This is a genomic window from Isoptericola sp. NPDC055063, from assembly GCF_053608125.1.
This window is the reverse complement of record NZ_JBSGUW010000015.1, coordinates 69,546-92,027: the sequence shown is the minus strand read 5'-3', so window position 1 is coordinate 92,027 and position 22,482 is coordinate 69,546. Positions and strand designations below refer to the sequence as shown.

Here is a 22,482-nt window from a genome sequence, read left to right as displayed (position 1 = left end):
GTGCCTGGGACATCGGCACATGGCGATCAGCACATCCCTCGGCGGCGGACGCTGAATCGGGGAACTCCCCTGCCGGGGTCCGGGACGCGGCAGTTTCACCCGCCGCGATGCCGGATACTCGTCGGGTGGATCTCCCCGTCGTCTGGTCGCTCGTCCTGCTCGTCGCCGCCGTGTGGAACCTCCTGGTGTGGCCCTCGTTCTGGCGGCGGGTGACCAAGGACCCGCGGGCCCGCGACGACGCCGGCCGCCCCACCCGCTTCTTCACCGTGCACGCCGTGCTGGTGGGCGTCTCGATGCTGCTCGCCGTGCTGGTCGGCGTCGTGGGGGTGCTCGGCCTGGTCGGCTGACGTCGGTCGGCGTCGTCGTCGCGGCGCTCGAGCGTGTCGACGGAGGCGCGCCCCCCGGCACCCGCGGGCCTGCGACGGCGCGCCCTGGCGCGGTCCGCCCGCTCGCGTGACGATGGTCACATGAGGGCGATCTGGAAGGGTGCGGTGACCTTCGGCCTGGTCAACGTGCCGGTCAAGCTGTACAGCGCGACCGAGGACCACGACGTGCCGCTGCACCAGGTGCACGACGCGGACGGCGGGCGCATCCGCTACCGGCGCGTGTGCGAGCTGGACGGCGAGGAGGTGGCCTACCAGCACATCGACCGCGCCTACGACGACGGCGAGCGCACGGTGGTGCTCACCAAGCAGGATCTCGGGGCGCTGCCGGCGGAGGCGAACCGCGAGATCGAGGTGGTCGAGTTCGTCCCGAGCGACCAGATCGACCCGATCATGCTGGACCGCACCTACTACCTCGAGCCGGACTCGAAGAGCCCGAAGGCGTACGTGCTGCTGCGCCGCACGCTCGAGGAGACGGACCGCACCGCCATCGTGAAGTTCGCGCTGCGCCAGCGCACCCGGCTCGCCGCGATGCGGGTGCGCGACGAGGTGCTGGTGATCCAGACGCTGCTGTGGGCCGACGAGGTGCGTGAGGCGGCGTTCCCGTCGCTCGACGGGTCCGTGACCGTCTCGGACAAGGAGCTGGCGATGTCGGGCCAGCTCGTGCAGAGCTACGAGGCCGACTTCGCTCCGGAGGACTACGAGGACGAGTACCAGGTGCAGCTGCGCCAGCTCATCGACGCCAAGATCGAGCAGGGCGAGGCGCTCGACACCTCCGAGACCTTCGGCGAGCAGCCGGAGAAGGAGGACGCCGACGTCATCGACCTCATGGAGGCCCTGCGCCGGAGCGTCTCCGGCACGAAGGGCGGGAAGGCGTCGAAGGACGAGGCGCCGGCGAAGAAGGCTCCCGCGAAGAAGGCCCCGGCGAAGAAGCCGGCGGCGAAGCGGGCCGCCGCGACGAAGGCCCCGGCGAAGAAGAGCCCGGCGAAGAAGCCGGCGGCGAAGACGGCGGAGCGGAAGACGGGCTGAGCCCGGCTCAGGTCCTGTCGTCCGCGCCGCGCGCGGCGGCGACCTCGCGCACGAGAGTCAGCAGGTCGTCGATCTCCTGGTCGGTGGGGCCGCTCGCGCCGACCGACGCCAGGGCGTACAGGCCCTCGCCCATGAGGGAGACGGCCTGGGCGAGCACGGGGTCGCCGAGCTCGTCGCGGACGGCCGCCGTCCAGGCGGCCTGGGCGTCGTCGAGGACGGCGCGGGCGCGGGGCGAGGCGCCCTGCGCCACGCGCGAGGCCGCGAGGTAGACGACCTCGAACTCGCCGCCGATGACGGTCGAGGTGCGCAGCAGGTAGTCCGAGGCGCCCTCGGGCGCGGTGCGCATGGCCTCGACGTCGGCGGCCGTGAGGACGCCCAGGTGGTCGAGGAGGCCGTCGACGAGCGCGTCCTTGGAGGGGAAGTGGTAGAGCAGGCCGCCCTTGGAGACGCCGGCCCGCTCGGCGACGGCCTCGAGGGTCGCGGACCGCTCCCCGGACTCGACGAGGAGCTCGGCGAACGCGCGCAGGACCTTGGCTCGGGCGGCGGGGGGAGGCGGCATGTCGACAGCCTAGTGGCGGGGTGTTACTGTACCGGCTGGACGGTACGGAAGTTCGGCATCACCATGTCGCCCCGGCCGTCCCGCAGTGTGTGAAAGGCACCTCATGGTCTCCACCCAGGTGACGACGCACCGCGCCCCTTCCGCCGCGCGACGCCCCACCCTCCCCGCGCGCCCCCACGGTCTGCAGACCGCCGGGCGACGCTGGGCGGCCCTCGCCGTGCTGATGCTGCCGGTGCTCCTCGTCTCGATCGACAACACGGTCCTCAGCTTCGCCCTCCCGCAGATCTCGGAGGCCCTGGCCCCCGGCGGCACGCAGCTGCTGTGGATCGTCGACGTGTACCCCCTCGTCCTCGCCGGCCTGCTCGTGCCGATGGGGTCGGTCGCGGACCGCGTCGGCCGCCGCCGGCTGCTCCTCATCGGGGCCGTCGGCTTCGCCGCCGTGTCCGCGGTCGCGGCGTTCGCGCCCACCGCGGGCGCGCTGATCGCCGCCCGCGCCGGCCTCGGCTTCTTCGGCGCGATGCTCATGCCGTCCACGCTGTCGCTGCTGCGCAACGTCTTCACCGACCGCGACGAGCGCCGCCTCGCCATCGCGATCTGGGCCGCCGGCTTCGCCGCGGGCTCGGCCGTGGGCCCGATCGTCGGCGGCCTGCTGCTCGAGCATTTCTGGTGGGGCTCCGTGTTCCTCCTCGCGGTGCCCGTGCTGGCGCTGCTGCTCGTGCTCGCGCCGATCTTCGTGCCCGAGTCGCGCGACCCCGCCCCAGGTCGCCTCGACCCGGTCTCGATCGTCCTCGTGATGGCCGCCATGACCCCGGTCGTGTTCGGCATCAAGACCCTCGCCAAGGGCGGGCTGCCCTCGCTGGGCCTCGCGGCGATCGCCGTCGGCCTGCTCATGGGCGTGCTGTTCGTGCGCCGCCAGCTGCGGCGCCCGGACCCCATGCTCGACGTGCGGCTGTTCGCCGTCCCGGCGTTCACCGGCAGCGTGCTGGTCAACCTGCTGTCGGTGTTCTCGCTGGTCGGCTTCCTGTTCTTCGTCTCGCAGGACCTGCAGCTCGTCATCGGCCTGTCGCCGGTGCAGGCGGGCATGGTGCTGCTGCCGGGCACCGTCGCGATGGTCGTCGCGGGCCTCGCCGTGGTGAAGGTCGTGCGCCGGGTGCGCCCGTCGCACGTGGTCGCCGCCGGCCTCGCGATGTCGGCCGTGGGCTACCTGGTCACGGCGCTCGTCGCCGGGCGCGGCGAGTCGGTCTGGCTCGGTCTCGCGTTCGTCGTCCTCGCGATCGGCGTCGGCTCGGCCGAGACCGTGTCGAACGACCTCATCGTCTCGACCGTGCCCGCGGCGAAGGCGGGCGCGGCCTCGGCCATCTCCGAGACGGCGTACGAGGTCGGCGCCGTGCTGGGCACCGCCGTCCTCGGCGGGATCCTCACCGGGTCGTACCACTCCCACGTCGTGGTGCCGGCGGGCTTGCCCGCGGCCGACGCCGCGGCGGCGGCCGAGACCCTCGGCGGTGCCACGAGCGTCGCGGCCGACCTGCCCGCCGGGCAGGCGCAGGCCCTGCTCGACTCCGCCCACGCGGCGTTCGGCAGCGGCGTGGTCGTCACGTCCGTGATCGGCTTCGTCGCGGTCCTCGTCGCGGCGGGGATCGCCCTGACCACGCTGCGCGACGAGCGGTCCTGACCTGCGGGCACGACGGCGTCACCCTGCGAGCAGGGTGGCGCCGTCGCCGGTGTTCCGCGAAGGTGGGACGCGATGAGCGACCAGCACGACGAGACGCCCGACCCTGACGCCCCCGCCCGCCCTACCGCCTCGTCCGGCCCGTCCGGCCCGTCCGGCCCGTCCGGCCCGTCCGGCCCGTCCGGCCCGGCAGGCCCTGCCCGGCGCACGCCGCCGCGGTGGGTGCGGTGGACCCTCGTCTCGGTGGCGGCCGCGCTGGCCTGCCTCGTCTTCGGCGTCACGACGGCGCAGGCCGAGCTGAGCCTCGGCCCGCACGAGGCCGTGTACGCGGTCGACACCGACGGCCTGGTCGTGGCCGACCTCGGTCCCCTGGGCACGCTCGAGATCGACTCGCCGCTGCCTCTCGGGCTGGGGCTCGACGTCGTGGTCAAGGAGATCCCGGCGGACCTGTCCGCCGTCGACCAGGCGGGCACGCTCGACATGCTCTCCGGCGACCTGCAGAACTATCTGCAGTTCTTCTCCAGCCCCCAGGAGACGGTGAGCACGGTCGCGCGGGCCCTGCTCTGGGACGCCGGGTGGCGCACCCTCGTCGCCGCGAACGTCGTCGTCGCCGCCGGCGTCGGCCTGCAGCTGCTGCTCGGCGCCGCCCGGCGCCGCGAGCTGTCCGCCCGCCTCGCCCCGCGCACCTGGGAGATCACCGCGGGCGTGGCCGTGACGAGCCTCGTCGTCGTGACGGTGGTGTCCGGGGGAGTGGCGCGGCCGGACACCCAGGGCCGCCCCGCGTCGCCCGTGTTCGCGGGCACCGCGCTCGAGGGCGCCACGATCACCGGCCGGCTCGCCGGGGTGGTGGACACCTACGGCGGGCAGCTCGTGAACCTCTACCGCCAGAACGAGGAGTTCTACGCCGCCGCGAACGACGACCTCGTCGCCGCGTGGGACGCGTGGGACGCCACCCACCCCGACCCGGCGGACGCCTCCGGCTCGCCCTCGGCGTCCCCGCCCTCGGGGACGTCCACGCCGTCCACGCCGTCCACGCCGTCCACGCCGTCGACGCCGGACGAGGACCTCGTGACCCTGCTCGTCGTGTCCGACCTGCACTGCAACATGGGCATGACGCCGCTGATCCGCACCACCGCGGAGCGCGCGGGCGTCGACGTCGTCCTCAACGCCGGCGACACCACCACGAACGGCACGTCCGTGGAGAAGGTCTGCGTCGACTCGTTCGCGACGGCGCCGCCCCGTGGCGTCCCGATGGTCGTGGCGGACGGCAACCACGACTCGCAGCTCACCTCCGCCCAGGAGGCCGCGCGCGGCCAGACGGTGCTCGACGGCAACGTCGTCGAGGTCAAGGGCATGCGCATCCTCGGGGACCGGGACGCCCTCGAGACCCGCGTCGGCGGCGGCACCAGCGTGGCGCGCGAGCGCACCCCGGAGGAGCAGGCGGCCGACCTCGCCGCCACCGCCTGCGACGACGGCGACGTGGACCTGCTGCTGGTCCACACGCCGGCCGTGGGGCTCGACGCCCTCGACACCGGCTGCGTGCCGTTCCAGGTGTCCGGGCACACGCACAAGCGGTCCGGGCCCGAGCAGGTGGGCCAGGGCATCCGGTACGTCAACGGCTCCACCGCCGGCGCCGCGCCGAACCAGCCCACCGTCGGGCCGTTGCACGGCACCGCGCAGATGACCGTGCTGCGCTTCGACCCAGAGTCGCGCCGCATGGTGGACGTGCAGGTGGTGAGCGTCACGCCCGACGGCGACGCCACGGTCGGCGAGCGCGAGCCGGTGCCCGCGATCGTGCCCCCGTCGGACGACGCGCTGCCGTCGTGATCGTCGACTGGTCCGGCTGCCGCAACGCGCGTGATCTCGGCGGTCTTCCCACGGCCGACGGGCGTCGCGTCCGCGAGGGCGCGCTGTTCCGGTCCGGCAGCCACGAACGCCTGACGGCGACCACGGTGGCCGCAGTCCGCCGTGGCGGGGTGGGCCGCGTCGTCGACCTGAGGGGACGGACCGAGTGCGGGGAGCAGCCGAGCCCGTTCGTCGGTGAGTCCGTCTACCAAAACGTCCCGATGGTCGCCGAGGTGCTGGCCTACGTGCCCCCTCCGGACACCTACGCGCCGATGCTGGACGGGCATCGCCGGCGGATCGGTGCCGCCTTCCGGGCCGTCGTGGAGGCACCGCCGGGGACGGTCGTCGTGCACTGCCAGGCCGGGCGGGACCGCACCGGGGTCCTCGTGGCGCTCCTGCTGAGCGTCGCCGGGGTGGCGCCCGAGCGGGTCGCCGACGAGTACGCGCGGACCGAGGGGTGCGACCCCGGCACGATGCTGAACACGGTGGCCCACCTGGAGGACCGCTACGGCGGGGTCGCCGCGTACCTCACGGGGTCTGGCGTCGCCCCGGCGCAGCTCGAGGAGGTCCGCCGCAGGCTCGTCGGGTGAGCCGACGTCGGACGGCGTCCGAACGCGCCGGATAGGCTCGGGACGTGCCCGAACCTGCCCTGCCCGCCCGTGCCGAAGACCCCGCCGTCGACCCTGCCGTCGACCCTGACGAGCTGACCCCCGTCGCCCAGGACTACCTCAAGGCGGTGTGGTCGGCCCAGGAGTGGTCCGACGAGAAGGTGACCACCGGGCTGCTGGCGGACCGGCTGGGCGTGGGCCCGTCGACGGTGTCGGAGACGGTGCGCCGCCTCACGACGCAGGGCCTGCTGGGCCACGAGCCGTACGGCGGCGTGTGGCTGACGGAGCTGGGCCGCCGCTACGCGCTGGTCATGGTGCGGCGCCACCGCCTGCTGGAGACGTGGCTGGTGCGCGACCTCGGGTACGGCTGGGACGAGGTGCACGACGAGGCCGAGGTGCTGGAGCACGCGGTGTCCGAGCGGCTGGTCGAGCGGATCTCGGCGCGCCTGGGGCACCCGGAGCGGGACCCGCACGGCGACCCGATCCCGTTCGCCGACGGCCGCGTGGTGCGGCCGGCGGCGGTGCCGCTGGTCGACCTCGAGGCGGGCGCCGGGGGAGTGGTCGCGCGGATCTCGGACGCCGACCCGGAGGCCCTGCGTTACCTGGCGGACCTGGGCATCGACCTGGACCTCCCGGTGCGGCTGACGTCCCGACGGGAGTTCGCCGGGACCGTGGGCGTGGCGTGGGAGGCGGACGGCCGCGAGAGGGCCGTGGACCTCGGCCTGCTGGCGGCCTCGCGCATCTGGGTGGTGCCCGCGTAGGCTGACCCGGTTCCCCGACGACGTGCGCACGGCTCCTCCGTGCCGCGTCGTCGAATCGTTTCGGGCCGCGCATGCCGAGCTGCGCGTGGCTCGGTAACCGCGCGTCGAGAGCGAGAGCACCGTGACCCAGACGACCGTTCCCCGGGGGGCGACCACCCGCGCGCCCCGCCCGGAGCACGTCGGGGCGGCGCTGTTCGCGCTCGCCGTCGGCGGATTCACCATCGGCACCACCGAGTTCGCCACCATGGGGCTGCTGCCCCAGATCGGCGCGAGCCTGGGCGTCAGCGACCCCGTGGTCGGCCATGCCATCACCGCGTACGCGGTCGGCGTCGTGGTCGGGGCGCCGCTGCTGACGGTGGCGGCCGCGCGGATGTCCCGCAAGCGGCTGCTGCTGTGCCTCATGGGGTTCTACACCGTGGCGAACGTGCTGTCGGCCGCCGCGCCGTCGATCGAGTGGTTGGTCGCGGGGCGCTTCCTCGCCGGGCTGCCGCACGGCGCGTTCTTCGGCGTCGGCGCGGCCGTCGGGGCGGCCGTGGCCGGGCCGGGCCGCCGCGGACACGCGGTGTCCATGATGATGACGGGCCTGACGGTCGCGAACGTCGTGGGCGTGCCCTTGTCCACCGCGGTCGGCCAGAGCCTGGGGTGGCGGGCCGCGTTCGTCGTCATCGGCGTGCTCGGGGCCGTGACCCTGCTCGGCATCTGGCGCTTCGTCCCGGAGCGGGGCCCGGTCGACTCCAGCGTGCGCCAGGAGCTCGCGACGCTGCGCAACGGGCCGCTGTGGATCTCGTTCGCCGCCGGCGCGATCGGCTTCGGCGGGCTGTTCGCGGTCTACACGTACGTGGCGCCCACCGTCACGCGCGTGGCCGGCATGTCCGAGAGCGCGGTCCCGTGGGTGCTCGCGGTGTTCGGCGTCGGCATGACGGTGGGCACGCTGCTCGGCGGGCGCCTCGTGGATCGCAACGTGCTCCGCACGGTGGTCGGGGGGTTCGTCGCGACCGCCCTGTCGCTCGTCCTCTTCGCCCTCACGGCCACGTCGCCGGTGCCCGCCGTCGTCGGGCTGTTCCTGCTCGCCGTCGCGTCCCAGGTGCTGGGCCTGGCGATGCAGACGCGACTCATGGACCTCTCGCCGCGGGCCCAGTCGCTCGGCGCCGCGCTGTGCCACTCCGCCCTCAACATCGGCAACGCGAGCGGCGCCTTCTTCGGCGGTCTCGTCATCGCCGCCGGGTACGGGTACCTCGCGCCCGCGTGGGTGGGCCTCGCGCTCACGATCGTCGGCCTGGCGATGGTGCTCGCCTTCGGCCGGCAGCGGGTCGCGCACGCGGGCTGACCTGCCCGAGGGGCGGGCCGCGGGCGCCGCGCGCGGCCCCCAGGAACGTGCGGTACGGTCGCGCCCGTGAGCCCGAGCGTGCGCGACGCGACCCAGGACGACCTCCCCGACGACGCCCCCGACGACGTGGCCGAGGCCGCGCCCGCGGCGGGCCCCCGCGGCCTGACGGCCCGCACCTACGGGGTGCTGCTGACGGTGCTGGGCGCGATCGGCTTCGGCGCCGCGTCGTGGCTCGCCATCGAGGAGTACCTCAAGCTGCTGGACCCGAACCGGGTCACGAGCTGCAGCTTCAACGTCTTCCTCGACTGCGGCGTCGCGATGATGTCCTGGCAGGGCACGCTGCTCGGCTTCCCCAACCCCTACCTCGGCGTCGCCGCGTTCCCCGTGGTGGTCACGACCGGCGTCGTCCTCCTCGCGGGCGCACGGCTGCCGCGGTGGTACCACCTGTCGCTGCTCGCCGTGACCGCGGTGGCGCAGCTGCTGATCTTCTTCCTCATGTGGACGAGCTTCTACGCGCTGGTCCGCCTGTGCCCCGCCTGCATGGTGGTGTGGACCATCCTCTGGCCGCTGCTGTGGTTCCAGGTGGTGCACGCGGTGCAGGAGCGCCACCTGCCCGTGGGCGACGGCCTGCGCCGCGCCGTCGTGCGCAACCGGGGCCTCGTGCTGATCATCGGCTACGTCGTCGCCGTGGGCTGGCTCCTGCTCGCTGTCGGCGGCCCGCTGTTCGAGTCGTTCGGGGTGTGAAAAACCGGCCGGGGGCGACAGTCCCGGCCGGTAGACTCGCCGGGTGAGCACGCCCGACACCGCACCCGCCCGATCCGAGGCTCCGACCGAGCCCACCCACCGCTACACGCCCGCCCTCGCCCAGCAGATCGAGGAGCGCTGGCAGGACCTGTGGGAGGAGCGCGGCACCTTCTGGGCGGCCAACCCGGCCGGCGCGCTCACGGACGGCGACGGCGAGCACGGCTCGGGCAGGCCGTTCTTCATCATGGACATGTTCCCGTACCCGTCGGGGGCGGGGCTGCACGTCGGGCACCCGCTGGGCTTCATCGCGACGGACGTCGTGGGCCGGTTCCGCATGATGAGCGGCGACAACGTGCTGCACGCGCTGGGCTACGACGCGTTCGGGCTGCCCGCCGAGCAGTACGCGGTGCAGACCGGCCAGCACCCGCGCATCACCACCGAGCAGAACATTGTCACCATGAAGCGCCAGATGCGGCGCCTGGGCGTCGCGCACGACGAGCGCCGCACGTTCGCCACGATCGACCCCGAGTACGTCCGCTGGACGCAGTGGATCTTCCTGCAGATCTTCGACTCCTGGTACGACGCCGCAGCGGACGGCGGCAAGGGCCGCGCCCGGCGCATCGCCGAGCTGGAGGCGGAGTACGCCTCGGGTGCCCGCGCACTGCCCGACGGCCGCGCCTGGTCCGACCTGAGCGACCTGGAGCGCCGGGACGTCGTGGACGCCCAGCGCCTGGCGTACGTCGACGAGTCCGTCGTGAACTGGTGCCCGGGCCTGGGCACGGTGCTGGCCAACGAGGAGGTCACGGCCGACGGCCGCTCCGAGCGCGGCAACTTCCCCGTCTTCCAGCGCGAGCTGCGCCAGTGGAAGATGCGGATCACGGCGTACGCCGACCGCCTGACCGACGACCTGGAGCTGATCGACTGGCCCGAGAAGGTCAAGTCGATGCAGCGCAACTGGATCGGCCGCTCCACGGGCGCGAACGTCCGGTTCGACGTCGTCGGCACCGCCGACCACGACGCGGCCGGCGCGGGCGCGCAGGTCGAGGTCTTCACCACCCGCCCGGACACGCTGTTCGGCGCGACGTTCATGGTCGTGGCGCCCGAGCACCCGCTGCTCGACGAGGTGCCCGCGGCCTGGCCCGACGGCACGCGCAGCGTCTGGACCGGCGGGCACGCCACCCCGGTCGAGGCCGTGGCCGCGTACCGCCGCGAGGCGGCGTCGAAGACCGCCGTCGAGCGGCAGGCCGACGCCGGCAAGAAGACCGGCGTCTTCACCGGGCACCTGGCCGTGAACCCCGTCAACGGCGCCACCGTGCCGGTGTTCACCGCCGACTACGTGCTGATGGGCTACGGCACCGGCGCGATCATGGCGGTGCCGGGCGGCGACCAGCGCGACTTCGACTTCGCCGAGGCGTTCGAGCTGCCCGTGATCCGCACCGTGGAGCCCGCCGGCGGCCTGCCGGACGACTTCGCGGGCGCGTACACGGGCGACGGCGTGACCGTGAACTCCGCCAACGACGAGATCAGCCTGGACGGGCTGGGCGTGGCCGAGGCCAAGGAGCGGGTCGTCGCGTGGCTGCAGGCCCGCGGCGCCGGCGAGGGCACCACCACGTACCGCCTGCGCGACTGGCTGTTCAGCCGTCAGCGCTACTGGGGCGAGCCGTTCCCCATCCTGTGGGACGACCAGGACCGCCCGGTCGCGATCCCGTCCCACCTGCTGCCCGTCGACCTGCCCGAGGTGCCGGACTTCGCGCCGCGCACCTTCGACCCGCAGGACGCCGACTCGAACCCCGAGGCGCCGCTGGGTCGCAACGAGGAGTGGGTGCACGTCACCCTGGACCTGGGCGACGGGCCGAAGACCTACCGCCGCGACACCAACACCATGCCCAACTGGGCCGGGTCGTGCTGGTACTACCTGCGCTACCTGGACCCGACGGACTCCACCGACGGGCCGTCGGAGGGCACCGCCGTCGTCGACCCCGCGCTGGAGTCGTACTGGATGGGCCCGCGCCACAACGCGACCTCCGGCCCTGCCGGCGGCGTCGACCTCTACGTCGGCGGCGTCGAGCACGCCGTGCTGCACCTGCTGTACGCGCGCTTCTGGCACAAGGTGCTGCTGGACCTGGGCTACGTCTCCTCGGTGGAGCCGTTCGGCAAGCTGTTCAACCAGGGGTACATCCAGGCGTACGCGTACACCGACTCCCGCGGCTTCTACGTGCCCGCCGGCGAGGTCGAGGGCGACGAGCAGACCGGCTTCACGTACCGGGGCGAGACCGTCAACCGTGAGTACGGGAAGATGGGCAAGTCCCTGAAGAACGTCGTCACGCCGGACGAGATGTACGAGCAGTACGGCGCCGACACGTTCCGCGTGTACGAGATGTCGATGGGTCCCCTGGACCTGTCGCGACCGTGGGAGACGCGCGCCGTCGTCGGCTCGCAGCGCTTCCTGCAGCGGCTGTGGCGCAACGTCGTGGACGAGGAGACGGGCGCCGTCGTCGTCACCGACGACGAGCCGGACACCGCCACCCTGCGGGCGATGCACCGGGCGATCGCGGACGTCCGCGTCGAGATGGAGCACATGCGGCCCAACACGGCGATCGCCAAGCTCATCACGTACAACAACCACCTGACGTCGCTGGACCGCGTGCCGCGCGCCGCCGTCGAGCCCCTGGTGCTGATGGTCGCGCCCATCGCCCCGCACATCGCGGAGGAGCTGTGGTCCCGGCTCGGGCACGACGGGTCGCTGGCCCGCCGGCCCTTCCCCGCCGCCGACGAGCAGTACCTGGTCGAGGACACCGTGACCTGCGTCGTGCAGGTCAAGGGCAAGGTGCGCGGCCGCCTCGAGGTGCCGCCGTCCATCTCGGACGCCGACCTGGAGGCCGCGGCCCTCGCCGAGCCGAACGTGGTCCGCGCGATCGACGGTGCCCCCGTGCGCAAGGTGATCGTGCGCGCGCCGAAGCTCGTCAACATCGTCGTCTGAGCTTGTCGACGCCACCCGCGAGGTCCCGGCAGGAGGGCTCTCGCCTCGAGGGCGCCCTGGCCCGCAGCCAGGGCGCCTTCGGCACGCCCGCGCTCGCCCTGCTGCACCGCAAGGAGGGGCCGCTGGTCGTCGCCCTCCTCTCCCTGATCTTCACTCCGGGGCGCGCCACGGTGCCCACCGAGCAGATGCACGTGGAGGTCGAGGACCTGCTCGCCGAGGCCCGCGCGGTCGGCCACGACGTGCCCGACGACGCCGCCCGGGCCCTCTGCTCGCGCTGGGTCGCCGGCCGGTGGCTCGTCCGCGCGCTCGACGACGACGGCGTCGAGCAGTACCAGGTGAGCTCGCACGCGGCCGAGGCGCTGGCGTTCGTCGACCGCACCCAGGGGGCGCGCGCCCTGGTGAGCGAGTCGCGCATCCGCACGCTGCTCGTCGCCCTGGACGGGCTCGCGCGCGACGCCCGCCCCGACCGTGCCTCCCAGCAGCGCGCGCTGCGCGAGCAGGTGGCCCGCGCCCGCGACGAGATCGCCGCGGCGGAGGCCGAGCTCGCGCGGCTCGAGGCGGGCGGCGAGGTCGTGCAGGCGCCCGCCGAGCGGCTGGTCGAGCAGTTCGACAACGTCGCCGCCCTCGTGCGCGAGCTGCCGGCCGACTTCGCCCGCGTCGCCGAGTCGATCGCGGAGCTCCAGCGCAGCATCGTCACGGGCCTGCGCCAGGACGAGCGGCCCACGGGCGAGGTGCTGGGCGCCTACCTCGAGGCGTCCGACTCGCTCATGGAGCGCACGCCCGAGGGGCGCGCGTTCTCCGGGGCGATGGAGCTGCTGCGCGACCCGCAGCTGCTGGGTCAGGTGGACGAGCGGGTCCGGGCCGTGCTCGCGCACCCGTTCGCGGCGGACCTGCCCGCCGACCGGCGCGAGGCGGTGCGTGCGCTGTACTCCCAGCTCCTCGCCTCCGTCGACGGCGTCCTCGACGCCCAGGCGCGCGCGTCGCGCACCATCACGCAGCAGCTCACCGTGCACAACCCGCTGCGCGACCGCGAGCTCGACGCCGCCCTGCGGGAGGCGACCGCCGCGATGGCGGAGTGGTTCCCCGAGTCCGGCCGCGCCGCTCGCGTCGAGCCGCTGCGCTGGCTGGAGCGCGCGCGCCTCGGGCGGTTCCGCGCCCAGCTGCACGACCTGCGCCCCGAGACCCTCCCGGACGCCCTGGCCGACCTCGACGACCCCGGCCACGACGCGGGCGGAGAGCCCGGGGAGGTCCTGGGCGGCCTGCGGGGCATGGGCGGGCCCCGCTACGAGGAGACCACCGCGCACGCCGCGCGCGTCCTGCGAGAGCGGGGGAGCGCGACCGCCGACGAGGTGTTCGCGGCGGCGCCCGCCGAGCTGCGCCGCCCGGTCGAGCTGCTGGGCTATCTGGAGCTCGCCGCGCCGGGGGCGCTCGACGACGCGCTCGTGGACGGCGACGTGCCCGCCGCCCGCCTGCGCCGTGTCACGACCGTGCGCGCCGACGGCACCACCCGCGAGCTGGTGGTGCCGCTGGTGCAGATCGAGGTGCCGGGCACCCACGACGAGGAGGACGCGTGACCGAGACGACCACCGCGACGGACACCGGCGCGACGGCGACCGAGGCGGCGCCGGGGGCGGCGCCGTTCGTCGAGGCCCTGGCGATGGCGGACGACGACGCGGCGCTGTTCGCCGGCGACACGGGCGTGCTGCCGTACGAGGCGCGCCGCGCGCTGGCGCTGGTGCTGCAGCGCCGCTATCTGTCCGCGGCCGCGCACCCGGCGGAGTGGAAGGCGCTGCTCGCGCACCAGAACGTGCTCGCGTCGCGCTGCCACGACCTCTTCGTGGAGCTCGTCGTGGACCGCGACTACGAGATCGCCTACAAGCGGCAGGTGCGCGAGGCGGGCCTCAGCATCCCCGTGCTGCTCAAGGACGAGCCGTACAAGCGGGTCGAGACGCTGCTCATGCTGTTCGCGCGCAACCGGTTCCGCCAGGAGCAGGGCGCCGGGGAGCGGGCCGCGCACGTCGACGCGGAGGAGCTGGTCGACTACGCGCTCGGCTTCCTCGCCGCGGACGAGACCAACCTGGCCGCGCGGCGCCGCGAGATCGACAACGCCGTCGCGACGCTCGTGCGCGAGCACGTGCTCGACGAGGTCGCCGAGGGTCGCTACCGGGTGCAGCCCGTCGTGGAGATCCTGCTCCCGGTGGAGCGGCTGCGGGAGCTGACCTCGTGGCTGCGGGGCGCCGCCGTCGTGCCGCCCGAGGAGCCGGAGGACGACGAGCCCGACGAGGTCGACGAGGACGAGGAGTTCCGCGCGTGACGATCACCAGCGACCCCGCGGAGCAGACCGCGGCACCGCGCATGCAGCAGTCGCTGTTCGGGCTGATCCCGACGGCGTCGGACGGGCGGCAGTGGACGGCCCGCTCCATGCAGCTGGTCAGCTGGGGCGGCTACCACGGGTACCACGAGGTGCGGTTCGCGGGCACGACGACGCTGCTCACGGGCGCGTCCGGGTCCGGGAAGTCGACGCTGCTCGACGCGTACATCGCGCTGATGATGAGCCACACGACGCCGTTCAACGGAGCGTCGAACACGGCGACCAGCGGCCGGGCGCGCGGGCTGGAGCAGCGCAACGTCGTCTCGTACGCCCGCGGCAAGCTGGACGAGGAGCGCTCCGCCGGCTCGGCGCGCGCCAAGGACCGCGTGCTGCGCGGAGAGACGTCCGACACCTGGTCGGCGATCGCGATGACCTGGTCCTCGCAGTCGGGGGAGCGGTTCACGGCGCTGCGCGCCTGGTACGTGCCCCGCGGGGCGCAGCGCACCGACGAGACGGTCGCGGTGCGCGCCGTGGTCGACGCCGACTTCAGCCTGCGTGCGCTGGAGCCGCTGGTCGCGCAGCGGTTCGCCAAGCCCGGGCTGACGGCGCTGGGCCTGGCCACGTTCGACACCGACAAGGCGTTCGCCACCCGCCTGCACGCCGCGCTCGGCATCGGCGCCGCCGGCGACGGCGAGAAGGCGATGCAGCTGCTGGGCCGCATCCAGGCGGGCCAGCAGATCACCACGGTCGACTCGCTCTACAAGGCCATGGTGCTCGAGGAGCCGGAGACCATCCGCGTGGCCGAGCGCGCCGTCGAGCACTTCGACGAGCTCAGCGAGGTGCGCGCCGAGATGACCACGGCGCAGCGCCAGGTGGACGTGCTGCGGCCCATGCTCGGGCACCGTGCCGCGATCGACGAGGCCGCCGCCGCGGCGCGCCTGGTCGAGGCGCTCGGCCCCGACGGCGGCCCTGGCGGCGAGGTCACGCCCTTCACCGCCTGGCGCGACCGCACCCAGCTCGACCTGCTGCGGGCGGCCGAGGCGGAGAACCGCGCCCAGCACAAGGCGGCGGCCGAGCGGGTCGCCGTCGCCGACGAGCGCCTGGGCGCTGCCGACGCCGAGCTGGAGCAGGTGCGCGCGGACCAGCGCCGCAACGGCGGCGACGCCATCGAGGCGGCGGAGCGCGACGTGCGCACGGCCGAGCAGCGGCTCGCCGAGGTGCGTCGTGCCCGCGCGGAGCTCGAGGGCCACCTGGCGCCGCTGGAGCGGGAGGTGGGCACGCGCCGCGAGCTGGACGCGCTGCACGCCGACGCCCGCCGTTACCTCGAGGCCCGCGACGAGCACACCGACGCGCTGTCGGAGGCCGTGGTCGAGGCGTCCGCGCGCGAGAAGGACGCGATGCGGGCGCTGGCCGACCTCGAACGCGAGGAGGCCTCCCTCAAGGCGCGTCGCGGCAACGTGCCCCGCGAGCTGCACGAGGCGCGCGAGGCCCTGGCCCGCGCCGCCGGGATGCGCGCCGAGGACGTGCCGTTCGTCGGCGAGCTCCTCGAGGTCCGGGGCGAGTACGAGCCGTGGCGCGACGCGATCGGCCTCGCCCTCGGGGGCTTCGCCGTGACGATCCTGGTCGACGACGACCGGCTCGACGCCTTCCGCGCCGCGATCGACGCCGTGCGCTCGCCGGTCCGGGTCCGCTTCGAGGGCGTGCCCACGGGCATGCCGTTGCACGAGGAGGCCGACCGCACCCTGCTGCCCGGCCGTCTCGAGGTCAAGGCGGGGCCGTTCGGCGGCTGGCTCGCCGGCCGGCTCGCCGAGCGGTTCGCGTACGTCTGCGTGGACGACCCGGCCGAGCTGCACCGCCACGACCTGGCGCTCACACGCTCCGGGCAGACGTCCGAGGGACGGCGCGGCGCGCACGGCGGCCAGGGCCGGTCGTCCGTGCTGGGCTTCAGCAACCACCGGCGCCTCGAGCAGCTCGCCGAGCAGATCGGCGCGGCGCACGCCGAGCTGCGGCAGGCCGCCGAGTCCCTCGCGGGCGCCCGGCTGCGGCAGAAGGGCGAGGCCGACCACTTCGTCGCACACAGCCAGGCCCTGCGCGCCGACTGGGACGACGTCGACGTGCGGGGCGCCGAGGAGCGCCTCGCCGAGCGGCGCGACCGGCTCGAGGCGCTCGTCGCGGGCTCCGACGTGCTGCGCGCGCTCAAGGCCGACGAGGAGGCTCTGCGGGCGCGGGTCGCCGAGCTGCACCGCGAGCGTGCGGAGGCCCAGCACCGCGTCACCGAGCTGGGGTCGGCGTGGGAGCAGATCAGCGACCAGGTGGACCAGGTGGCGGACGCCGTCGAGCGCGCCGACGCCGACGGGGTCGAGCTCACGGCGGAGCAGGAACGGCGGCTCACCGACCTCATGACGCAGGTCGGCTGGTCGGGCGTCGCCGGGGGTCCGGGCGGCGGGCTCGCCGACCTCACCACCGCGGTGGCCGCCGTCGTGCGCGAGCTGCACCACGAGCGGGAGACGGCGCGCGAGACCGAGCGGGCCGCCCGCGCCGCCCTGCAGGCGCTGTTCGAGCGGTTCGACGACACGTGGCCGGACCCGAACCGCACCGCCGACCCGGACGCCGCCTACGCGGACTTCCTGCGCATCTTCGAGGAGCTGGAGTACCAGCAGCTCTACCGGCTGCGCGACCGCTGGTCGGCGCACCTGCGCCAGATGTCCGGCGACCAGCTCACCCGGCTCAACAACGGGATCGCGCAGGCGGTGGCGGAGATCCGCGACCGCATGGAGCCCGTCAACGCCATCCTCGCCACGCTGCCGTTCCGGGACGACGAGCACCGACTGCGGATCACGGCCACGCCCGTCGAGGCGGGCGACGTCGCGTCCTTCCGGCGCCAGCTGCGCGAGCTGGCGACCACCCCGGCCGGGGACGTGCCGCTCGCCGAGCACGAACGCCGCTATGCCCGCATGACCAGGCTCATCGACCGCATCCGCCCGGACAGCCCCGAGCGGCGCCGCTTGGTGGACGTGCGCGACCACGTGCGCGTCAGCGCCGAGTGCGTGGACCTCGAGGGCAACCACGTGAGCGTGTACGACCACATCGCCGGCAAGTCCGGCGGCGAGTCGCAGGAGCTGGTCGCGTTCATCGTCGGGGCGGCGCTGCGCTACCAGCTCGGCGACGCCGGCGCGGAGCGGCCCCGGTACGCGCCGGTCTTCCTGGACGAGGCGTTCATCAAGGCCGACGCCCGGTTCGCCGGCCGCGCCGTCGGCGCCTGGCGCGGGCTCGGCTTCCAGCTCGTCGTCGGCGCCCCGCTCGACAAGGTGAGCGCGCTGGAGCCGCACGCCGACGTCGTGCTGCAGGCGATCAAGGACGCGACCGGTCGGTCGCGGCTCGTGACGCTCGTGGGGGAGTAGGCCCCGCCGGCGCGGAGGTCAGCGGGTCGAGGGGGCCGTCGCCAGGGGGATGAGGACCTCGCGCAGGAGGCGCTCCACGTACGCGGGGGTCAGCTCGGCGCCCTCGACCACCTTGCGGTAGGAGATGAGCGCCGGCACCACCGCGCTCACGAGGTCGAGGTCGCGGTCGGCCGGCACCTCGCCGCGGTCGCGGGCACGCTCGAGGACCGTGCGCATCTGCTGGACCTTCGGCCGCACGAAGCTCGTGTGGAACTGGCGCGCGAGCTCGGGGTCGGAGCGGACCTCCGCCATCAGGCCGGGGATGAGACGGTCGGTACCCGCCGTCTTGCGCGCGCGCCGGAGCTTCTCCAACGCCAGCAGGTCGCCCTCGAGCGAGCCGGTGTCGGGGATGTCGGCGGGGTCGAGGTCGTGGCCCAGGCCGCAGGTGATCGCCTCGACGGCGAGGTCCGACTTCGTGGTCCAGCGGCGGTACAGCGTGGCCTTGCTGGCACCGGCACGCCCGGCGACGGCGTCCATCGTCATGCCGCCGTACCCGACCTCGGCGAGGAGCTCGCGGGCGGCGTCGAGGATCGCGACGTCGCGGGAGGCGTCGCGGGGACGCCCGCCGCGCGCGGCGGGGGAGGCGGGTGCGTCGTCGACGACGTCGTCGGCGGCCTTCATGATGGTCCTTCCGTCCGTGCGTCCGAGGGTGGGACGAGCATGTCACCCCGGCGGCCGTGTTCGCCGTCGGTGAACACGACGTTAATTCCGGTACTCATGGGTTTCGAAACCGACGAGTACCGCATACGGTCGATGGTACCCGCGCCCGGCACGTCCCGGGGCGCGTTGCCCTCCTCCTCTCCTCGGGAGCATCCTCCATGACCACACCTCCGGCGCCGTCGCGCGCCTCGGACCTCCGCCGCTGGCTGGTCCTGGCGACCGTCGCCATCGCCCAGCTCATGGTCGTGCTCGACGCGACCATCGTGAACATCGCCCTCCCGTCGGCCCAGGCCGAGCTGGGCTTCAGCGACAACGACCGCCAGTGGGTCGTCACCGCCTACGCGCTCGCCTTCGGCAGCCTCCTGCTGCTCGGCGGCCGCATGTCCGACCTGCTCGGCCGCCGCCGCACGTTCCTCGTCGGCCTCGTCGGCTTCGCCCTGGCGTCCGCCCTCGGCGGCGCGGCGCAGAGCTTCGAGATGCTCGTGGCGGCCCGCGCGCTGCAGGGCGTCTTCGCCGCGGTGCTCGCACCGTCGGCGCTCTCGGTGCTGACCACCACCTTCACCGAGCCGTCCGAGCGCGGCCGCGCGTTCGGCGTCTTCGGCGCGATCGCCGGGGTGGGCGGCGCTGTCGGCCTCCTCCTCGGAGGGTTCCTCACGCAGAACTTCGACTGGCGCTGGAACCTCTACGTCAACCTCGTGTTCGCGGCGGTCGCCGTGGTCGCCGGGCTCGTGCTGCTGCCCCGCGGCGAGCAGCGTCGCCGGCACCGGCTCGACGTGCCCGGCGTCGCGCTGGGCTCGGGCGGGCTGTTCCTCCTGGTGTACGGCTTCTCGCAGGCGGAGCCCCAGGGGTGGGGCTCGCCGTGGACCTGGGGCCCGCTCGTGGCGTCCGTCGTCCTGCTCGTGGCCTTCGTCCGGTGGCAGGCCCGCGCCGCGCAGCCGCTCCTGCCGCTGTCGATCGTGCGCGACCGTGACCGCGCGGGCTCGTACGTCGCGATCTTCGTGGCCGGCGTCGGCATGTTCGGCGTCTCCCTGTTCCTCACCTACTACCTACAGGCGACGATGGGCTACGACCCGATGCGCACGGGCGTGGCGTTCCTGCCGATGGTGCTCGCCCTCGTCGCCACGGCGCAGGTGTCCAACAACGTCACGCTGCCGCGCCTCGGCGCGAAGGTCCTGGTCCCGGTCGGGCTGGCGATCTGCGCCGTGGCGATGCTGTGGCTCTCGCGGCTCGACGTCGACAGCACCTACGCCACCGGCGTCCTGCCCGCGCTCGTGCTCCTCGGGATCGGCTTCGGTAGCGTGATGCCGCCGTCGATCCAGACGGCGACCGTCGGCGTGCAGGGGCCGTACGCGGGCGTCGCGTCGGCGATGGTCTCCACCTCCCAGCAGGTGGGCGGCGCGATCGGGACGGCCGTGCTCAACACGCTCGCCGCGACCGCCGCGACGTCCTGGGTCACGGGCCACCTGCCCGCGACGCCGGCCGTCGCCGCGCAGGCCGCGGTGCACAGCTACGACGTCGCCTTCACGTGGTCCGCGGGAATCTTCGTGGTCGGCGCGCTCCTCGCCGCCGCCCTGTTCCGGACCAGGGGCGCGCGCGAGCACCGGGCGACGACCCTCGCCGCCCCGGCCGTCGCGCACGCAGGGACGGCGGCCGCGGCCCGTGTGTAGTGTCGGGACGTGACCGAGACCGAGACCACGCCTCTGATCACCAGCCCGGAGCCGACCGTCGAGGGTTTCGTGCGCGAGTACCTGCACGAGCTCAACTTCACCCAGGGCACGATCCTGGAGCGGGCCACGGCCAACGACCGGTACCTCGCGCTCGCGCGCACCGTGCGGACCTACCTCATGTCCCGGTGGATGCAGACGACCGTGAGCCAGTACCGCACGCAGGCCAAGGCGGTGGCGTACCTGTCGGCGGAGTACCTGCTGGGCCGCCAGCTCGACAACGCGCTCATCGCGACGGGCCTCGAGGAGGTCGCGGCCGAGGCGCTGGCCAGCCTCGGGATCGACCTCGGCGAGCTGCGGGCCGTCGAGGTCGAGCCCGGGCTGGGCAACGGCGGGCTGGGGCGGCTCGCGGCCTGCTTCGTCGACTCGCTGGCGACGATGAGCGTGCCGGCGATCGGGTACGGCATCCGGTACGAGTACGGCATCTTCCGGCAGAGGTTCGAGGCGGGCCGGCAGGTCGAGGAGCCGGACACCTGGCTGGACAACGGGGCGCCGTGGGAGTTCGCGCACCCCGAGCACGAGGTGACCGTCGGGTTCGGCGGGCACACGGAGAAGTACACGGACGACGACGGCCGCGAGCGCTCGCGCTGGGTGCCCGGCTGGCAGGTGCTCGGCGTCCCGTACAACTACATGGTGCCGGGCTACCGCAACGGCCGGGTCAACACGCTGCGGCTGTGGAGCGCGCGGGCCACCCACGCCTTCGACCTCAAGATCTTCAACTACGGCGACTACGCCGAGGCCGTCAGGGCGCAGACGTTCGCGGAGAACATCTCCAAGGTGCTCTATCCGGAGGACTCCACCCCGCAGGGCAAGGAGCTGCGGCTCCAGCAGCAGTACTTCTTCGTGGCGTGCTCGATCCGCGACTTCCTGGACCAGCTGCTGACGCCGGGGTTCGACCTGCACGACCTGCCCGACCGCATCGTCTTCCAGCTCAACGACACCCACCCGGTCATCGCGATCCCCGAACTCATGCGCATCCTCGTGGACGAGCGCGGCTTCGAGTGGGACGACGCGTGGCAGGTCACCCAGCGCTGCTTCGCGTACACGTGCCACACGCTGCTGCCGGAGGCGCTGGAGGTCTGGCCGGTCGAGCTGGTCGGGCGCCTCCTGCCGCGCCACCTGGAGATCATCTACCGCATCAACGACGAGTTCCTGGCGCAGGTGCGCGAGCGCTCGTGCGGGGACGAGCTGCTGGTGCGGCGCATGTCGATCATCGCGGAGCACCCCGAGCGGTCGGTCCGGATGGCCTACCTCGCGACCGTGGGCGGCTCGAAGGTCAACGGCGTGGCCGAGCTGCACTCGCAGCTGCTGCGCGACAAGGTGCTCGCCGACTTCGCCGCCTTCTGGCCGGAGAAGTTCACGAACGTCACCAACGGCGTCACGCCGCGACGCTTCGTCAAGCTCGCCAACCCGGGGCTGTCGGGCCTGATCACCGAGGCGATCGGCGACGGGTGGGTCACCGACCTCGACCGGCTGCGCGAGCTCGAGCCGCTCGCCGACGACGCCGAGTTCCGTCGCCGGTTCCGCGAGGTCAAGGCCGCGAACAAGGACCGCCTGGTGTCGCTGCTGGCCGCCCGGGACGGCATCGCCATCGACCCGGCCACGATGCTCGACGTCATGGTCAAGCGCCTGCACGAGTACAAGCGCCAGCTCCTCAAGCTGCTGCACGTCGTGACGCTGTACGACCGCATGACCTCCGGCGAGCTGGAGATCGGCGACGTCACGCCCCGCACCGTCGTCTTCGGCGCGAAGGCGGCGCCGGGCTACGTGATGGCGAAGGAGATCATCGCGCTGATCAACCACGTCGGCGCCGTCGTCAACGCCCACCCGGACATCTCGCGCGTGCTGCGCGTCGCGTTCCCCGCCAACTACAACGTGACCGTCGCGGAGACGCTGATCCCGGCCGCCGACCTGTCCGAGCAGATCTCGCTGGCCGGCAAGGAGGCGTCCGGCACCGGCAACATGAAGTTCGCGCTCAACGGCGCGCTGACCATCGGCACGGACGACGGCGCGAACGTCGAGATCCGCCAGCTCGTGGGCGACGACAACTTCTTCCTCTTCGGGCTCACGGAGCCCGAGGCGAGCGCCATCGCCGAGGCGGGGTACCGGCCCTCGACGTACTACGAGGAGAACCCGTCGCTGCGCCGCGCGCTGGACCTGGTCGCGCGCGGCACGTTCTCCGGGGGCGACGCGTCCGTCTTCGAGCCGATCGTGTCCAACCTGCTCAGCGAGGACCGGTTCATGGTGCTCGCGGACTACCAGGCGTACCTCGACGCCCAGGAGCGGGTGGAGCGCGCGTACGCCGACCCGGACGCGTGGAGCCGGTCGGCCGTGCTCAACGTGGCACGCTCGGGCTTCTTCTCCTCCGACCGCTCGATGCGCGACTACCTCGACCGCATCTGGCACGCGGCGCCGCTCACGGCCGGCTGACGGGGGTCGGGG

General features: G+C 73.8%; 16 protein-coding genes. 14 read left to right on the top strand and 2 right to left on the bottom strand.

Annotated elements, in window-relative coordinates:
• The first annotated feature begins 125 nt into the window (after positions 1–125).
• Complete coding sequence (locus ACWF41_RS17915; protein WP_380315927.1) at positions 126–347, top strand: SCO4848 family membrane protein; 222 nt, start codon at positions 126–128, stop codon at positions 345–347.
• Between the two features lie 120 nt (positions 348–467).
• On the top strand, positions 468–1,412 hold the full coding sequence (gene ku / locus ACWF41_RS17910) for a non-homologous end joining protein Ku (protein WP_380315930.1): 945 nt from the start codon (positions 468–470) through the stop codon (positions 1,410–1,412).
• Positions 1,413–1,419: 7 nt separating this feature from the next.
• On the opposite strand, the gene ACWF41_RS17905 is transcribed toward ku, so the two are convergent.
• The gene (locus ACWF41_RS17905; protein WP_380315933.1) at positions 1,420–1,971 is read right to left on the bottom strand and encodes a TetR/AcrR family transcriptional regulator; all 552 of its coding nucleotides are present in this window, start codon (positions 1,969–1,971) and stop codon (positions 1,420–1,422) included.
• Between the two features lie 103 nt (positions 1,972–2,074).
• Here ACWF41_RS17905 and ACWF41_RS17900 point away from each other — a divergent pair, with 103 nt between their 5' ends.
• From ACWF41_RS17900 to ACWF41_RS17855, 10 genes are all read left to right on the top strand, one after another.
• Positions 2,075–3,643, top strand: coding sequence for an MFS transporter (locus tag ACWF41_RS17900; RefSeq protein ID WP_380315936.1), 1,569 nt, complete (start codon positions 2,075–2,077; stop codon positions 3,641–3,643).
• 72 nt (positions 3,644–3,715) lie between these two features.
• The gene (locus ACWF41_RS17895; RefSeq protein ID WP_380315939.1) at positions 3,716–5,467 is read left to right on the top strand and encodes a metallophosphoesterase family protein; all 1,752 of its coding nucleotides are present in this window, start codon (positions 3,716–3,718) and stop codon (positions 5,465–5,467) included.
• Positions 5,464–6,075 (top strand): tyrosine-protein phosphatase, encoded by a 612-nt coding sequence (locus ACWF41_RS17890; protein WP_380315942.1) that lies wholly within the window; start codon positions 5,464–5,466, stop codon positions 6,073–6,075. Before ACWF41_RS17895 ends, ACWF41_RS17890 begins: the two co-directional genes overlap by 4 nt.
• Positions 6,076–6,134: 59 nt before the next feature.
• The gene (locus tag ACWF41_RS17885) at positions 6,135–6,854 is read left to right on the top strand and encodes a metal-dependent transcriptional regulator (protein WP_380316009.1); all 720 of its coding nucleotides are present in this window, start codon (positions 6,135–6,137) and stop codon (positions 6,852–6,854) included.
• Between the two features lie 121 nt (positions 6,855–6,975).
• Entirely contained in the window at positions 6,976–8,181 is a 1,206-nt protein-coding gene (locus ACWF41_RS17880) for an MFS transporter (RefSeq protein ID WP_380315945.1), read from the top strand.
• A gap of 66 nt (positions 8,182–8,247) precedes the next feature.
• On the top strand, positions 8,248–8,925 hold the full coding sequence (locus tag ACWF41_RS17875) for a vitamin K epoxide reductase family protein (RefSeq protein ID WP_380315948.1): 678 nt from the start codon (positions 8,248–8,250) through the stop codon (positions 8,923–8,925).
• A 43-nt stretch (positions 8,926–8,968) separates the two neighbouring features.
• The gene (gene leuS, locus ACWF41_RS17870) at positions 8,969–11,905 is read left to right on the top strand and encodes a leucine--tRNA ligase (RefSeq protein WP_380315951.1); all 2,937 of its coding nucleotides are present in this window, start codon (positions 8,969–8,971) and stop codon (positions 11,903–11,905) included.
• Positions 11,906–11,907: 2 nt separating this feature from the next.
• Positions 11,908–13,479, top strand: a complete 1,572-nt coding sequence (locus ACWF41_RS17865; RefSeq protein WP_380315954.1) for a DUF3375 family protein — start codon at positions 11,908–11,910, stop codon at positions 13,477–13,479.
• On the top strand, positions 13,476–14,219 hold the full coding sequence (locus tag ACWF41_RS17860) for a DUF4194 domain-containing protein (protein WP_380315957.1): 744 nt from the start codon (positions 13,476–13,478) through the stop codon (positions 14,217–14,219). Before ACWF41_RS17865 ends, ACWF41_RS17860 begins: the two co-directional genes overlap by 4 nt.
• Entirely contained in the window at positions 14,216–17,617 is a 3,402-nt protein-coding gene (locus tag ACWF41_RS17855; RefSeq protein WP_380315960.1) for an ATP-binding protein, read from the top strand. The genes ACWF41_RS17860 and ACWF41_RS17855 overlap by 4 nt, the downstream gene beginning before the upstream one ends.
• An 18-nt stretch (positions 17,618–17,635) precedes the next feature.
• On the opposite strand, the gene ACWF41_RS17850 is transcribed toward ACWF41_RS17855, so the two are convergent.
• Positions 17,636–18,277 (bottom strand): TetR/AcrR family transcriptional regulator, encoded by a 642-nt coding sequence (locus ACWF41_RS17850; RefSeq protein WP_380315963.1) that lies wholly within the window; start codon positions 18,275–18,277, stop codon positions 17,636–17,638.
• A 197-nt stretch (positions 18,278–18,474) separates the two neighbouring features.
• Here ACWF41_RS17850 and ACWF41_RS17845 point away from each other — a divergent pair, with 197 nt between their 5' ends.
• Both ACWF41_RS17845 and ACWF41_RS17840 read left to right on the top strand, forming a co-directional pair.
• Positions 18,475–19,983: an MFS transporter gene (locus ACWF41_RS17845; RefSeq protein WP_380315966.1), complete on the top strand. Its 1,509-nt coding sequence runs from the start codon at positions 18,475–18,477 to the stop codon at positions 19,981–19,983.
• A gap of 9 nt (positions 19,984–19,992) precedes the next feature.
• A complete protein-coding gene (locus ACWF41_RS17840) occupies positions 19,993–22,470 on the top strand; it encodes a glycogen/starch/alpha-glucan phosphorylase (protein ID WP_380315969.1) in 2,478 nt (825 codons plus the stop codon).
• Positions 22,471–22,482 lie beyond the last annotated feature (12 nt).

Coding starts and splice junctions, on each gene's coding strand:
- ku (WP_380315930.1), top strand. CDS start 468: ATGAGGGCGATCTGGAAGGGTGCGGTGACCTTCGGCCTGGTCAACGTG.
- ACWF41_RS17905 (WP_380315933.1), bottom strand. CDS start 1,971: ATGCCGCCTCCCCCCGCCGCCCGAGCCAAGGTCCTGCGCGCGTTCGCC.
- ACWF41_RS17900 (WP_380315936.1), top strand. CDS start 2,075: ATGGTCTCCACCCAGGTGACGACGCACCGCGCCCCTTCCGCCGCGCGA.
- ACWF41_RS17895 (WP_380315939.1), top strand. CDS start 3,716: ATGAGCGACCAGCACGACGAGACGCCCGACCCTGACGCCCCCGCCCGC.
- ACWF41_RS17850 (WP_380315963.1), bottom strand. CDS start 18,277: ATGAAGGCCGCCGACGACGTCGTCGACGACGCACCCGCCTCCCCCGCC.
- ACWF41_RS17845 (WP_380315966.1), top strand. CDS start 18,475: ATGACCACACCTCCGGCGCCGTCGCGCGCCTCGGACCTCCGCCGCTGG.